At 66.7% G+C, this 14,591-nt stretch carries 10 protein-coding genes; 6 read left to right on the top strand and 4 right to left on the bottom strand.

Going from position 1 to position 14,591, the window contains the following annotated elements:
• Window positions 1–14: 14 nt before the first annotated feature.
• On the top strand, window positions 15–2,345 hold the full coding sequence (locus ACE10W_RS12545) for a PAS domain-containing sensor histidine kinase (protein WP_304551853.1): 2,331 nt from the start codon (window positions 15–17) through the stop codon (window positions 2,343–2,345).
• A gap of 2 nt (window positions 2,346–2,347) precedes the next feature.
• On the opposite strand, the gene ACE10W_RS12540 is transcribed toward ACE10W_RS12545, so the two are convergent.
• Window positions 2,348–3,241, bottom strand: a complete 894-nt coding sequence (locus tag ACE10W_RS12540) for a LysR family transcriptional regulator (protein WP_011085923.1) — start codon at window positions 3,239–3,241, stop codon at window positions 2,348–2,350.
• A gap of 224 nt (window positions 3,242–3,465) precedes the next feature.
• Between ACE10W_RS12540 and ACE10W_RS12535 the strand changes: the two genes are divergently transcribed.
• The 5 genes from ACE10W_RS12535 to ACE10W_RS12515 are packed head-to-tail and all read left to right on the top strand — an operon-like array spanning window position 3,466 to window position 9,446.
• Window positions 3,466–3,954 (top strand): formate dehydrogenase subunit gamma, encoded by a 489-nt coding sequence (locus ACE10W_RS12535; protein ID WP_028172230.1) that lies wholly within the window; start codon window positions 3,466–3,468, stop codon window positions 3,952–3,954.
• Window positions 3,951–5,507 carry an NADH-quinone oxidoreductase subunit NuoF gene (locus tag ACE10W_RS12530; RefSeq protein ID WP_304551848.1) on the top strand — a complete coding sequence of 519 codons (1,557 nt, stop codon included), beginning with the start codon at window positions 3,951–3,953 and terminating at the stop codon, window positions 5,505–5,507. The genes ACE10W_RS12535 and ACE10W_RS12530 overlap by 4 nt, the downstream gene beginning before the upstream one ends.
• Window positions 5,508–5,517: 10 nt before the next feature.
• Window positions 5,518–8,391 (top strand): formate dehydrogenase subunit alpha, encoded by a 2,874-nt coding sequence (gene fdhF, locus ACE10W_RS12525; RefSeq protein ID WP_304551846.1) that lies wholly within the window; start codon window positions 5,518–5,520, stop codon window positions 8,389–8,391.
• 4 nt (window positions 8,392–8,395) lie between these two features.
• Complete coding sequence (fdhD, locus tag ACE10W_RS12520) at window positions 8,396–9,223, top strand: formate dehydrogenase accessory sulfurtransferase FdhD (RefSeq protein ID WP_060911218.1); 828 nt, start codon at window positions 8,396–8,398, stop codon at window positions 9,221–9,223.
• Complete coding sequence (locus ACE10W_RS12515) at window positions 9,213–9,446, top strand: formate dehydrogenase subunit delta (protein WP_060911217.1); 234 nt, start codon at window positions 9,213–9,215, stop codon at window positions 9,444–9,446. Before fdhD ends, ACE10W_RS12515 begins: the two co-directional genes overlap by 11 nt.
• Here ACE10W_RS12515 and ACE10W_RS12510 read toward each other — a convergent pair.
• Genes ACE10W_RS12510 through ACE10W_RS12500 form a run of 3 tightly spaced genes read right to left on the bottom strand, consistent with a single transcriptional unit; the run spans window position 9,403 to window position 14,511 of the window.
• Window positions 9,403–12,390 (bottom strand): bifunctional [glutamine synthetase] adenylyltransferase/[glutamine synthetase]-adenylyl-L-tyrosine phosphorylase, encoded by a 2,988-nt coding sequence (locus ACE10W_RS12510; protein ID WP_304551842.1) that lies wholly within the window; start codon window positions 12,388–12,390, stop codon window positions 9,403–9,405. The genes ACE10W_RS12515 and ACE10W_RS12510 overlap by 44 nt on opposite strands.
• Window positions 12,387–13,847 carry an ATP-binding protein gene (locus ACE10W_RS12505; protein ID WP_011085916.1) on the bottom strand — a complete coding sequence of 487 codons (1,461 nt, stop codon included), beginning with the start codon at window positions 13,845–13,847 and terminating at the stop codon, window positions 12,387–12,389. The genes ACE10W_RS12510 and ACE10W_RS12505 overlap by 4 nt, the downstream gene beginning before the upstream one ends.
• A complete protein-coding gene (locus tag ACE10W_RS12500; protein WP_038965709.1) occupies window positions 13,831–14,511 on the bottom strand; it encodes a response regulator transcription factor in 681 nt (226 codons plus the stop codon). The genes ACE10W_RS12505 and ACE10W_RS12500 overlap by 17 nt, the downstream gene beginning before the upstream one ends.
• Window positions 14,512–14,591: the final 80 nt, after the last annotated feature.

The raw sequence follows: 14,591 nt of genomic DNA, 5'->3' as shown, positions 1-14,591 counted from the left end.
AGGGGGCCGAAGGCATGTCGCGTGCAGACGCCGCGAACGCGTGCGTCCAATCCGATTCGATCAAAGGATTGGCGCAATCGATCGCGAAACCTGCCTATCACCGGCTGCTGATCGCGGAGCCGGCGCTGCGTCGCGCCGTGCCGACGCTCATCATCGCGTTCCTGATCACGATCTGCCTCGGCGCGTTCGTGCAGGTCGTCGACCAGACGCGCCAGAAGCGGCTGGTGATCCGCCATGACATCTCGGCACTCGCCGATTTGCTCGCCGAGCGCATCGACCGCCTCACCACCTCGCGGCAGGAACGGCTGAAGAACATCGAGAACATGCCGACGCTGCTGCCCGACCTGATCCCGTCCTGGGGCACGGCCACGGGCCGCCATGTCATCGTCACCTCGGCCGGCGTCGACCGCCGCATCCTCGCCCGCATTCCCGTCGACAGCGATCGCTCGGGCAACGACCGCCTGCTCGATTCCATCACCACGGCGCAGTTGCTCGCGGCGCCGCCGCGCGACGGCAACATCTCCGACATGACGCTGCCGAACGGCAACGCCGCGATGGCGATCTCGCGGCAGATCAAGTCGCTGCCCGGCTTCGTCACCGTGATCCAGGAGCGCAACGAGCCGATCTGGGGTTCGGACGCCGCGCTCTCGGTGACGCTGTCGGCCACCACCGGCTTCGTCGTCCTGATCCTCGGTTTCGCCTTCCACTGGCAGTCGACCCGCGCCCGCGAGGGCGATCTCATCAACGACGCGGTGCGCGGCCGCATCGACACCGCGCTCAACCGCGGCCGCTGCGGTCTCTGGGACTGGGACCTGTCGCGCGGCCGGATCTTCTGGTCGCAGTCGATGTTCTCGATGCTGGGCCTCGACGGCCGCAACGAGCTCCTCACCTTCGGCGAGGTCAACGCGCTGGTGAAGTCCGACGACATCGACCTGTTCGAGATCGCCGACCAGCTCATCTCCGAGAAGATCGACCACATCGACCAGACCTTCCGCATGCAGCATGTCGACGGCCACTGGATCTGGCTCCGCGTCCGCTGCGAAAAGACGAGCGGTGCGACCGACTCCAGCGTTCACCTGATCGGAATCGCCGTCGACATCACCGAGCAGAAGAGCCTCGCCGAGCGCACGGTGGAAGCCGATCTGCGCCTGCGCGACGCCATCGAGACCATTCCGGAGGCCTTCGTGCTGTGGGACGCGAGCGACCGCCTCGTGCTCTGCAACTCGCACTTCCAGCGCCTGCACAAGCTGCCCGACAGCGCCGTCATTCCCGGCACCTCCTACGAAACCGTGCTCGAGGTCGGCCGCATGCCGGAGGTGCGCACCCGCCACAACGAGACAGCTGCCCAAGGCCCGGGCGCGCGCACCTTCGAGGCGCAGCTCGACGACGGTAGCTGGCTGCACATCAGCGAGCGCCGCACCAAGGACGGCGGCTACGTCTCGGTCGGCACCGACATCACCCGCATCAAGGAGCACGAGCAGAAGCTGGTCGACAACGATCTGCGCCTGCGCGCCACCGTCATCGACCTCAAGCGCTCGCAGGCCGCGCTCGAACGCCAGACCAACGAGCTCGCCGACCTCGCCGAGAAGTATCAGCGCGAGAAGACCCGCGCCGAGGAAGCCAACCAGACCAAGTCGAAATTCCTCGCCAATATGAGCCACGAGCTGCGCACGCCGCTCAACGCCATCATCGGCTTCTCCGAGATCATGGGCTCGGGCCTGTTCGGCGAGCTCGGCAGCGAGAAGTACCAGGAATATTGCCAGGACATCCTGACCAGCGGCCACTACCTTCTCGAAGTCATCAACGACATCCTCGACATGTCCAAGATCGAGGCCGGCCGCATGAAGCTCGACATGGAGGAGCTCGACCTCGCGCGGACGCTCGCGGAATCCCTGCGCGTCGTCTCCGGCCGCGCGCAGGACAAGCACCTGACGCTCGATGCCGATATCGAGAAATCGATCTCCGTCGTCGCCGACCGCCGCGCCACCAAGCAGATCATCGTCAACCTGCTCTCGAACGCGGTGAAGTTCACGCCCGACGGCGGACGCATCGTGGTGCGCAGCCGGCAGCTCGACGACAGGATCGTGCTGATGATCGCCGACACCGGCATCGGGATCGCCCCGCACTCCCTGGCGCGGCTCGGACGCCCGTTCGAGCAGGTCGAGAGCCAGCTCACGAAGACCTATCACGGCTCGGGGCTGGGCCTCGCCATCGCACGCTCGCTGGCGCAGCTCCACGGCGGCTCGATGCGGCTACGCTCGAAGATCGATGTCGGCACCGTCGTCCGCGTGACGCTGCCGCGCGACGCCGTCAAGGCGGCGTCAGGGATATCCGCCGCGGCCTGAAGCTACAATTGCAGCGTCGGCGCGACCTCGCGCGCGACATTGACCAGCGCCGCGATCAGCGGCGTCATCGGATCGCGCTGCGGGATCACCATGCCGATGCTGTAATTGACCTCGGGGTCGACGATCGGGATCGAACGCACGGTATCGGACAGGCCAAGCGTCTCGGCGAGCTTGGCCGGCATCACGCTCGCCCAGCGTCCCGTCTTCACGTGCGTGAACAGCACGAGCAGCGAGTTCGAGGTCAGCGTCGGCGTCGCCTCCGCGCCGACCGAGCGCAGCGCGCGGTCGATGATGCGGCGGTTCTGCATGTCGGGCGTGAGCAGGCACAGCGGCACCTGCCCGACCTCGGTCCAGGTCACCGTCTCGCGATCACCGAACATCGCATCAGGCGCGGTGAGGAGGCGATAGCTCTCGTTGTAGAGCGGAATGGTGCGCACCTTGCCGATCGGCTCGTTCTCGATATAGGTCAGCCCCGCGTCCACCTCGAGATTTTCGAGCAGCCCGAGCACCTCCGATGACGTTGTGGACTGGATGCGGAAGCGCACCTCGGGATGCCTGGCGCGGAACGGCGTCGTCAGCGCGGCAACCATGCCGAGCACGGTCGGGATCGCCGCGATGCGGATCTCACCGGAGAGCTTGTCCTTCAGCGAGTTGATCTCCTGGCGCATCGCGCGGGCATCACCCACGATCCGCCGCGCCCAGTCCAGCGCCCGCTCGCCCTCGGGCGTAAAGCCCTGGAAGCGGGACCCGCGCTGGACCAGCATCACGCCGAGGATCTCCTCGAGCTGCTTGAGCCCGGTCGACATCGTCGGCTGGGTGACCCCGCAGGCTTCCGCCGCGCGTCCGAAATGCCGTTCCTTCGCCAGCGCCAGCAGCAGTTCAAGCTTGTCGATCAACCGGACGTCCCCTCGAATTCTGTCGTGGCATGCAAGCTAGCACGGCAGGTCCTTGCCAACACGGAAAAACCGGCAAGCGAAATGCGATTAATTCCACTTCCGTATCGATCGATTGCATCCGCCAATCGATCTGAATTCGCAATCGCAGCATGAGACAGCTTTATTGATCTTCGAATGATTCCAAATAGTTTGCGAGGCAGGAACGCTCAGGTTGAGAACAAAGAATGACAGCGACTTACGAGCCTTGTTACGAGCCTTGGGACGAGACGCGCGGCGCCGAGATCATCGCCGAACATGCAAGGCAGGAGGGCGCGACGCTGGTCATCCTGCATGCGCTCCAGGAGGCGTTCGGCTACGTGCCGGAGGCCGCCATTCCCATGGTGGCACAAGCGCTCAATCTGTCGCGCGCCGAAGTGCATGGCGTGTTCACCTTCTACCATGACTTCCGCCACAAGCCGGCCGGCCGCCACGTGCTGAAGCTTTGCCGCGCCGAGGCCTGCCAGGCTGCGGGCGGCGATGCGCTGGCCGCGCGTGCGGAGGCCCGGCTCGGCGTGTCGCTTGGCAACACGACGGCCGATGATCGCGTCACGCTGGAGCCGATCTACTGCCTCGGGCTCTGCGCGACCGCACCGTCCGCGATGCTCGACGGTCGCCTCGTCGGCCGGCTCGACGAGAAGCGTCTCGATGCGCTGGTTGCGGAGGCACAGCGATGAGCATGCGTCTCTTCGTCTCACGCGACGCGGGTGCGTTGGCCGTCGGCGCCGACGAGGTTGCGCTGGCGCTGGAACAGGCTGCGGCCAAGCGCGGCGTCGCCATCGAAATCATCAGGACCGGCTCGCGGGGCATGTACTGGCTGGAGCCGCTGGTCGAGGTCGCGACGCCGCAGGGCCGGATCGCGTTCGGCCCGGTCACCGAGACCGATGTACCCTCCCTGCTCGACGCGCTCGCCAGCAATACGCCGCATCTGCTGCGGTTAGGGGCGACCGACGAGATTCCCTGGCTGAAGCGCCAGACCCGCCTCACCTTCGCCCGCTGCGGCGTGATCGATCCGCGCTCGCTCGAGGACTACCGCGCCCACGGTGGCTACAAGGGCCTGGAGCGCGCGCTGTCGCTCGGCTCGGAGGCCATCCTCACCGAGGTCACCGCATCGGGCCTGCGCGGCCGCGGCGGCGCGGGCTTTCCGACCGGCATCAAATGGAAGACGGTTGCCCAGGCCAAGGCCGACCGCAAGTTCATCGTCTGCAACGCCGACGAAGGCGACAGCGGTACCTTCGCCGACCGCATGATCATGGAAGGCGATCCCTTCCTGGTGATCGAGGGCATGACCACCGCCGGCATCACCGTCGGCGCGACCAAGGGCTACATCTACATTCGCAGCGAATATCCGCACGCGGTCGAGGCGATGAAGGCCGCCATCCAGGCTGCGAAGCGCGGCGGTTATCTCGGCGACAAGATCGGCGGCTCGACCTACAGCTTCGACCTCGAAGTCCGCGTCGGCGCCGGCGCCTATGTCTGCGGCGAGGAAACATCGCTGCTGGAGAGCCTCGAAGGCCGCCGCGGCATCGTGCGCGCCAAGCCGCCCCTGCCGGCCCATCACGGCCTGTTCGGCAAGCCGACCGTGATCAACAACGTGCTGTCGTTCGCGGCGATCCCCTTCATCCTCGCCGAAGGCGCCAAGGCCTATGCCGATTTCGGCATGGGCCGCTCGCGCGGCACGATGCCGATCCAGCTCGCCGGCAATATCCGCCATGGCGGCCTGTACGAGACCGCGTTCGGCGTGACGCTGGGCGAGCTTGTCGACGACATCGGCGGCGGCACGGTCACGGGCCGCCCGGTCCGCGCGGTGCAGGTCGGCGGGCCCCTTGGCGCTTACTTCCCCCGCGCGCTGTTCGACACGCCGTTCGACTACGAGGCCTTTGCTGCGCGCGACGGGCTGATCGGCCATGGCGGCATCGTCGTGTTCGACGACAGCGTCGACATGCGCAGGCAGGCGCGCTTCGCGATGGAATTCTGCGCCGTCGAATCCTGCGGCAAGTGCACGCCCTGCCGGATCGGCTCGACCCGCGGCGTCGAGACCATCGAGAAGATCATCAACGGCGAGCGCGTCGGCGAAAACCTCGCGCTCGTCGAAGACCTCTGCAACACCATGAAATTCGGCTCGCTCTGCGCGCTCGGCGGCTTCACGCCCTATCCTGTGCTCAGCGCATTGAAGCACTTCCGGGAGGACTTCGTCCCGGCGCCGATCACGCTTCAGGCCGCGGAATAGGAGAACGACAATGTCTCTGATCGAAGAAATCGACTTCGGCACGCCGCGCGCCAAATCGGGAACGATGGTGACGCTGACCATCGACGGCAAGGAGATCTCGGTGCCCGAGGGCACCTCGATCATGCGCGCGGCGATGGAAGCCGGCCACCAGATCCCGAAACTCTGCGCGACCGACATGGTCGATGCATTCGGCTCCTGCCGCCTCTGCCTCGTCGAGATCGAAGGCCGCGCCGGCACGCCGGCCTCCTGCACCACGCCTGTGATGCCGGGCCTCGTCGTGCACACCCAGACCGACCGGCTGAAGAAGCTGCGCAAGGGCGTGATGGAGCTCTATATCTCCGATCACCCGCTCGACTGCCTCACCTGCGGCGCCAACGGCGATTGCGAGTTGCAGGACATGGCCGGCGCCGTGGGCCTGCGCGACGTGCGCTACGGCTACGAGGGCGAGAACCATGTCTTCGCGAAATCCAACGGTGAGGTCAACGCCGCCTGGATGCCGAAGGACGAGTCCAACCCCTACTTCACCTACGATCCCTCCAAGTGCATCGTCTGCTCGCGCTGCGTCCGCGCCTGCGAGGAGGTGCAAGGCACCTTCGCGCTGACGATCTCGGGCCGCGGCTTCGACAGCCGCGTCTCGCCCGGCATGAGCGAGAGCTTCCTCGGCTCCGAATGCGTCTCCTGCGGCGCCTGCGTGCAGGCCTGCCCGACCGCGACGTTGACCGAAAAATCCGTCATCGAGATCGGCCAGCCCGAGCATTCGGTCGTCACAACCTGCGCCTATTGCGGCGTCGGCTGCGCCTTCAAGGCGGAGATGCGCGGCGAGGAAGTCGTGCGCATGGTGCCGTACAAGGACGGCAAGGCCAATCGCGGCCATTCCTGCGTCAAGGGACGCTTCGCCTGGGGCTACACCAGCCACAAGGAACGCATCCTCAAGCCGATGATCCGCGAACGGATCGAGGATCCCTGGCGCGAAGTGTCCTGGGATGAGGCGTTCTCCTTCGCCGCCACCAGGATGCGCGGCATCCAGAACAAGTACGGCCGCGACGCCATCGGCGGCATCACCTCGTCCCGCTGCACCAACGAAGAGACCTATCTGGTGCAGAAGCTGATCCGGGCCGGTTTCGGCAACAACAATGTCGATACCTGCGCCCGCGTCTGCCACTCGCCGACCGGCTATGGCCTGTCGCAGACCTTCGGCACGTCGGCCGGCACCCAGGACTTCGACTCCGTGGAGAACACCGACGTCGCCGTCGTCATCGGCGCCAATCCGGCCTCCGCACACCCCGTCTTCGCCTCGCGCCTGAAGAAGCGCCTGCGCCAGGGTGCCAAGCTGATCGTGATCGATCCGCGCCGCACCGAGATGGTGGAATCGCCGCATGTGAAGGCGCTGCATCTGCCGCTGATGCCCGGCACCAACGTCGCGGTCGTCACCGCGCTGGCGCATGTCATCGTCACCGAGGGCCTCGTCAACGAAGCCTTCGTGCGCGAGCGCTGCGACTGGACCGAGTTCGAGGAATGGGCCGCCTTCGTCGCCCAGCCGAACAACAGCCCGGAAGCAACGGCGATCCTCACCGGCGTGGACCCCAAGGCGCTGCGCGAAGCGGCCCGCATCTACGCCACCGGCGGCAACGGCGCGATCTATTACGGTCTCGGCGTCACCGAGCACAGCCAGGGTTCGACCACGGTGATCGCGATCGCCAACCTCGCGATGGCGACCGGCAATATCGGCCGTCCCGGCGTCGGCGTGAACCCGTTGCGCGGCCAGAACAACGTGCAGGGTTCCTGCGACATGGGCTCGTTCCCGCACGAGCTGCCCGGCTACCGCCACATCTCGGGCGATGCCGTGCGCGACCAGTTCGAGGCGCTCTGGAACGTCAAGCTCAATCCGGAGCCGGGCCTGCGTATTCCCAACATGTTCGATGCCGCGATCGAGGGCACTTTCATGGGCATCTATGTGCAGGGCGAGGACATCCTCCAGTCCGACCCCAACACCTCGCATGTGGTGGCGGCGCTGTCGGCGATGGAATGCGTGATCGTCCACGACCTGTTCCTGAACGAGACCGCGAACTACGCCCACGTCTTCCTGCCCGGCTCGAGCTTCCTCGAGAAGGACGGCACCTTTACCAACGCTGAACGCCGCATCCAGCGCGTGCGCAAGGTGATGACGCCGAAGAACGGCATGGCCGACTGGGAAGTCACCATCGGCCTTGCCAAGGCCATGGGCTTCGAGATGAACTACAGCCACCCGTCCGAGATCATGGACGAGATCGCGGCGCTGACGCCGACCTTCACCGGCGTCTCCTATGCCAAGCTCGACGAGCTCGGCTCGGTGCAGTGGCCGTGCAACGAGAAGGCGCCCGAGGGCACGCCGGTGATGCATATCGACGGCTTCGTCCGCGGCAAGGGCAAGTTCATCGTCACCGAATATGTCGCGACCGACGAGCGGACCGGCCCACGTTTCCCGCTGCTGCTCACCACGGGGCGCATCCTCAGCCAGTACAATGTCGGCGCGCAGACAAGGCGGACCGAGAACGTGGTCTGGCATGCCGAGGACCGGCTGGAGATCCACCCACACGACGCCGAGCAGCGCGGGGTGCGCGACGGCGACTGGGTGCGGTTGACGAGCCGCGCCGGCGAGACCACGCTGCGCGCGGAGATCACCGATCGCGTCGCGCCGGGCGTCGTCTACACCACCTTCCACCACCCGGACACACAGGCCAACGTCATCACGACGGACTATTCGGACTGGGCGACCAACTGTCCCGAATACAAGGTCACGGCGGTGCAGATCTCGCCGTCGAACGGCCCGTCCGACTGGCAGAAGTCCTATGACGCGCAGGCGCGGCACTCCCGCCGCATCGCGCCCGCCGAGGCTGCGGAGTAAGCGCATGCACGTGCCGGTCCAGGCCATCGACCGCGAGATCTGGCGCCACAGCGTTGCGTCCGAGGGCACGCGGCTGATCCCCGAGGAGACGCCGCTGGCGCTGACCTACAATGGCGGCACCTATGCCGTCATGATGGGGACGCCGCAAAACCTCGAGGACTTCGCAGTCGGCTTCAGCCTCAGCGAAGGCATCGTCAGATCGGTCGACGACATCCGGTCGCTCGAAATAGTCCGCCTCGACGACGGCATCGAGCTGCGCATGTGGCTTGCGCCGGACCAAGCCGCGCGCATCAGCGAACGGCGGCGTCATATCGCCGGCCCGACCGGCTGCGGCATCTGCGGCATCGAGTCCATTGCCGAAGCCGTGCGGCCTGCGGCCGTCGTGCCGCCGGGGCAGACCTTCACGCCCGAGCAGATCATGACGGCGATGCAGGCCATCGCGCCGCTGCAATCGATCAACATGCAGACCCGCGCCGTTCACGCCGCCGCGTTCTGGTCTCCTGCCGGCAACATCGTCGCGCTGCGCGAGGATGTCGGCCGCCACAACGCGCTTGACAAGCTTGCCGGTGCGCTGGCGCGCAGCCGGACGGATGCGCGCGGCGGCATGGTGCTGCTGACGAGCCGCGTCTCGGTCGAGATGGTGCAGAAAACCGCCGCGATCGGCGCCCCGCTGATGGTCGCGGTCTCCGCGCCGACCGCGCTCGCGGTCCGCACCGCGGAAGCCGCCGGCATCACGCTGATCGCCATTGCCCGGCAAGACGGGTTCGAAGTGTTTACGCATGGCGGCCGCATCGTCGCCTGCCATGCTACGGAGGTTGCCGATGTCGCCTGACCGCCTGATCTACATGGCCAACCAGATCGGCAGGTTCTTCCAGAGCCAGGGCCACGACAAGGCCGTGCCGGGAATCGCCGAGCATATCAAGAAGTTCTGGGATCCCCGGATGAAGCGCGCGATCTTCGCCCATCTCGACGCCGGCGGCACGGGCCTGGAGCCCAATGTCCGCGAGGCCCTCACCTCGCTGAAGCCGGCGACGTCCCTTCCAGCAACGCCCTGAACACGCGCCGCACCTCGCTCTGCGTCTCCTTCACACGCGCCTCCAGCGACGAGAAATCCGGCGCGTCGCCGGCACGCGCCATCACGCGTTGGAGATCGGTGCCGGCGGTTTCCGGCTTGAAGCGGTCGCTGACGCAGAGCCGCAGGATCTGCGTCAGGTCGTGATAGAGCCGCGCTGCGGCACGCAGGATCTCGGCCTCCGACTGCGGCAGCACGCCGAGCCTCGCCGCATTGTCCAGCACCTGAAGCGTGCTGACGTCGAGAATATCCGGCTTGTGATGGGCATGCACGAGCTGGAGATATTGCGCGATGAAATCGATGTCGATCATGCCGCCGGCGGCATATTTGAGATCCCAATAGTCGGTCTCGCCCTTCTCCTGCGCGATCGCGCGCCGCATGTCGGCGACGTCGTTGGCGATGGTGGCAGGATCGCGGCGGCGGGTCAGGACATCGCGGATGACGCCCGCGATCCGCTCGCCGAATTCAGCCGATGCCGACACCACGCGGGCACGCGTCAGTGCCATGTGCTCCCAGGTCCAGGCCTCGTTGGCCTGATAATCCGCGAAGGAGGCAAGGCTCGAGGCCACCGGGCCGGCCCGCCCCGACGGGCGCAGCCGCATGTCGATCTCATAGAGCACGCCGTAATTGGTGCGCGTCGTGAAGGCGCTGATCAGGCGCTGGGTGAAGCGCGCGAAATAATGCGCGCCCTGAAGCGATTTCGGCCCGTCCGAGTCCGGATTCTCGCTGTCGAAATCGTACAGCAGGATCAGGTCGAGATCGGACGACGCGGTCATTTCGCGGCTGCCGAGCCGGCCCATCGCGATGATCGCCGTCTCCTGCCCCTTGATCCGGCCGTGCTGGGCGGCAAAGCGATCGGCAACGAGGTCATGCACTGTGTGGACGACGCCTTCGGCGACGTCGGCAAAGGCCGTGCTCGCCTGCTGCGCCGAGACCGTTCCGGAGAGGATGCGCGTGCCGATCAGGAACAGGCTCTCCTGCCCGAACAGGCGCAGGCGATCGAGGAATTCCTCATATGAGGCCGCATCCTGCACGGTGGCGGCGAGCCGCCCGGACAATTCCCGCCTGTCCGGCATCGCGCCGAAGAAGCGCGGATCGATCAACCCATCCATGAGCTGCGGCTGCCGCGCCAGCATCTCGCCGAGCCGCGGCGCCGCGCCCAGCACCAGCGCCACGAGCGCGACGAGATCGCGGTTCTGGCCAAGCAGCGTGATCAGCCGGCCGCCACGCTGGAGCGCCCCAAGGAATTGATCGAACGCCACGACGGCGCGGTCCGGCTCCTCGGCGAGGGCGAGGCCGTCGATCAGGGCCGGCACGAATTCGATGAAGGCGCTTCGCGTCGCCTCGTTGCGGAACACGCGATAGTCGCCCGTGATCCAGTCGCGCACGGTCTGCGCCACGGCGGCAGGCTTCTTGAAGCCGAGCGTCGTCAGGTGCTGGAACAGGCGCGGATCGTCGGGACCTGCACTGTAGTCGAGCGCCGGCAGCTTTGCCGTGCCGGTCGGGTCATCGCCCTCGAACAGCTTCTCGTAGTGCCCCTGCACGATCTCGAGCTGCCGCAGCAGGTCGCGCGCAAAGGCCTCGCGATCCGGATAGCCGAAGAACCGGGCAAAGCGCTCGACCGCTTCCCTGTCGTCGGGCAGCGCATGGGTCTGCTCGTCGGCGACCATCTGGAGGCGATGCTCGACCCGGCGCAGGAATTCGTACGCCCTGGCGAGTTCGTCACGCGCCGCAAGGGTGATCCAGTTGCTGCTGGCGAGCACATCGAGCGCGGCGAGCGTCGGCCGCACCCGCAATTCCGGATGGCGGCCGCCGGCGATCAACTGCTGGGTCTGCGCGAAAAACTCGATCTCGCGGATGCCGCCGCGGCCGACCTTGACGTTGTGCCCTTCGACCGCGACCTCACTCTGGCCGCGATAGGTCTGCATCTGCCGCTTCATGTCGTGGACGTCGGCAAGCGCGGCGAAGTCGAGATGCTTGCGCCAGACGAAGGGGGCGATCTCGGCGAGCAGCGCCTCGCCTGCCCTGGCATCGCCGGCACAGGCGCGCGCCTTGATCATCGCGGCGCGTTCCCAGGTGCGCCCTTCCCGCTCGTAGTAATGCAGCGCGGCGTCCCGTGAGATCGCCACCTGCGTCGAGGACGGATCGGGGCGCAGGCGCAGATCGACGCGGAAGACATAGCCGTCATAGGTGCGCTGCTGGAGAATGCGTGCCATGCCTTGCGTCACGCGGACGAAAAACGGCTGCGGCTCGATATCCGGCGCCAGCGTCGTGGCGTCAGGGTCGAAGAACACGATGAGGTCGATGTCGCTGGAATAGTTCAGCTCGCCCGCCCCCATCTTGCCCATCGCGAGCACGATCAGGCCACAGCCCTCTTCCGGTGCCTCGGGATTAGGCGGGAAAAGCTTTCCTCGTGCGGCTTCCTGCCGCAGCAGGTACTGGAGCGCCGCCTGCACGGAGGAGACCGCGACATCGGTCAGCGCCGCCGTCACCCGCATCACCGGCCAGACCCCGCCGATGTCGCACAACGCGGTCAGGAGCGCCGCCTCCGCCTTCATGCGGCGAAGCAGCCGCATCACCTCGGCCTCGTCAGGTGCCGCGAGCACCGCGCCCCTCGCCTCCGCGATCAGTGCGGCGAGATGAGTATCCGGATCGCATTCGAGCAGCCGGATCAGGCGCAGCGGATCGGCGCGCACCAGATCGAACAGATAGGGCGAGAATTCCGCGATGCCGGCGAGGATATTCCGGCCGAAGGGCTGAACCAGCAGCGCTTCGAGACGAGCCGATTGTGCCGGCTCGAGCTCGGCCAGCCAGCTTTCAAAACGTCGTTCGTCGGTTGTGGAAGCGGCAATATGGGGAGCCTCCGCGAAGCGTGCGGCCAGGCTCTCACCATGCTTGTCCGCGTTTCCCGGCGCGGAGTGGTTCATGCCACCTTCTGTGGCACATCCGGTATTGGAGGAGCAACCCTGTCGCCCGCGCCCGCGCGCGCCGGCAGCACCAGCGTGGCGACGAGGCCGGGATGGGCATCGCCCAGCCGCAATTCTCCGCCATGGAGCGTCGCAACTGCGGAGGCAAGGCTGAGGCCGAGGCCGGAGCCCGGCAGCGTGCGGCTAGCTTCAAGCCGGACGAATCGTTCGACAGCATGTTTGCGGTCGGCTTCCGGAATACCGGGGCCGCGATCGGTGACGCTCAGCAGCACCTGGTCGCCCTCGCGCTTCGCCTCGATCATGATCTGCCCAGAGTCCATGCTGACCACGGTTCCGCCGGCCTGCGTGACCGGCTTGCCGTATTTGATGGCATTCTCGACCAGATTGGCGAGCGCCTGGCTGATCAGCTCACGGTTGCCGTGAACCGGCGTCGGATCGGCCTTGACCTTCAGGGTCATGCCGTCGTCTTCGGCGAGCGGCTCGTAGAGCTCGTGGATGCCGCCCGCGACATCGGCGGCGTCGAAATCGTCCATGTTGCCGCGCGCCTGGCCGGACTCGGCGCGCGCGATCATCAGCAGCGCGTTGAAGGTGCGGATCAGCCCGTCGGATTCCTCGATGGTCCGCTCCAGCGCGGCGCGGTAGTCGGCCTCGCAGCCCGATTTCGCCAACGCCTCCTCGGCGCGGTTGCGCAAGCGTGTCAGCGGCGTCTTGAGATCGTGGGCGATATTGTCGGAGACCTCCTTCAGCCCCGCCATCAGCGCCTCGATGCGCTCCAGCATGGCATTGAGGTTTTCGGCGAGGCGGTCGAGCTCGTCGCCGCTGCGCCCCACCGGCAGGCGCTCGCTGAGATCGCCGGTCATGATGCGGTGCGCCGTGCCGCTCATCGCGTCGATGCGCCTGAGCACTCTGCGCGCGACGAAGACGCCGCCGCCGAGCCCGAGCACGACCACGATCAGGACTGACCATTGCGCGGCCTTGGCGACGATGCCGAACAGACGACGCCGCTCGGCGAGGTCGCGGCCGATCAGCAGCCGGAAGCCGTTTTCGAGCTCGGTGACGCGCACGAGCGCGCGGTGATCGCGCTCGTCGGCGTCCTCGATCCGCCGATAGGCCGTCTCGGTCCAGCCGCGCGTTGCCATCACGCCCGGCGCCAGCGAGCCGACATTGCCGGCCACCGCCTGCCCCGTCGGCGTCGTCACGAGGTAAAGATTGGCACCCGGCCGCAGCGCCCGATACTCGATCGCGCGCACGAGGCCGACGAGGCCGCGGCGGCCGTAGATCTCGTTGATCTCCGAGGTCTCGGCATTCACCGTCTGCGTGATTTCCTCGGTGATGAGCCGCCGCGTATTCCAGGCGAAATAGGCGAGCAGCGAGGCTGCGAAAATCGCGAACAGAAACAGGTAGACCAGCGTCAGCCGGAATGCCGTGGTGCGGATCAGTTTACCGAATGCCGTCACGGATCATATACCCGGCGCCGCGGATCGTGTGCAGCAGCGGCCGCTCAAAACCCTTGTCGATCTTGGAGCGCAGCCGCGAAATGTGCACGTCGATCACGTTGGTCTGCGGATCGAAATGATAGTCCCAGACGTTCTCCAACAGCATGGTGCGCGTCACCACCTGGCCGGCGTGCTTCATGAGGTATTCGAGCAGGCGGAATTCGCGCGGCTGAAGCGTCAATTCGTCCTTGCCGCGGGCGACGCGATGGGAGAGCCGGTCGAGCTCGAGATCGCCGACACGATAGAGCGTGTCCTCCGCCGGGCCGCCGCGGCGGCGCGACAGCACCTCGACCCGCGCCAGGAGCTCGGCGAAGGAATAGGGCTTGGGCAGATAGTCGTCGCCGCCGGCGCGCAGGCCCTTGATGCGGTCGTCGACCTGCCCGAGCGCGGAGAGAATCAGCACCGGCGCGGTGTTGCCCTTGTCGCGCAGCGCGCCGATCAACGACAAGCCGTCGCGCTTGGGCAGCATGCGGTCGACCACCAGCACGTCGTAGTCCCCGTTCTCGGCCATGGCGAGGCCTTCCTCGCCGTCGGGGGCGTGGTCGGCAATGTGTCCGACTTCGCGAAACGCCTTCACGAGGTAGTCGGCGGATTCGCGGTCGTCTTCAATGATGAGGAGGCGCATCGTGCGTTCGGCGGCGGTCAAGGAGGTCACCTTCTCTAAACATGGCGCGAGCGGCAATCGCATGCAAGCCGAGTGGGAGA

The sequence above is a fragment of the Bradyrhizobium sp. B025 genome, assembly GCF_042257955.1.
In the GTDB taxonomy this organism is placed as follows: Bacteria; Pseudomonadota; Alphaproteobacteria; order Rhizobiales; family Xanthobacteraceae; genus Bradyrhizobium; species Bradyrhizobium diazoefficiens.
Note: the sequence above shows the minus strand (reverse complement) of the source record. Positions and strands in the feature narration are given on the sequence as shown.

Bases quoted from the DNA above. Each gene is read 5' to 3' on its own strand.
- ACE10W_RS12510 (WP_304551842.1), bottom strand. From the start codon at position 12,390: ATGAACCACTCCGCGCCGGGAAACGCGGACAAGCATGGTGAGAGCCTG.
- ACE10W_RS12545 (WP_304551853.1), top strand. From the start codon at position 15: ATGTCGCGTGCAGACGCCGCGAACGCGTGCGTCCAATCCGATTCGATC.
- ACE10W_RS12530 (WP_304551848.1), top strand. From the start codon at position 3,951: ATGAGCATGCGTCTCTTCGTCTCACGCGACGCGGGTGCGTTGGCCGTC.
- ACE10W_RS12535 (WP_028172230.1), top strand. From the start codon at position 3,466: ATGACAGCGACTTACGAGCCTTGTTACGAGCCTTGGGACGAGACGCGC.
- ACE10W_RS12515 (WP_060911217.1), top strand. From the start codon at position 9,213: ATGTCGCCTGACCGCCTGATCTACATGGCCAACCAGATCGGCAGGTTC.
- fdhD (WP_060911218.1), top strand. From the start codon at position 8,396: ATGCACGTGCCGGTCCAGGCCATCGACCGCGAGATCTGGCGCCACAGC.
- fdhF (WP_304551846.1), top strand. From the start codon at position 5,518: ATGTCTCTGATCGAAGAAATCGACTTCGGCACGCCGCGCGCCAAATCG.
- ACE10W_RS12500 (WP_038965709.1), bottom strand. From the start codon at position 14,511: ATGCGCCTCCTCATCATTGAAGACGACCGCGAATCCGCCGACTACCTC.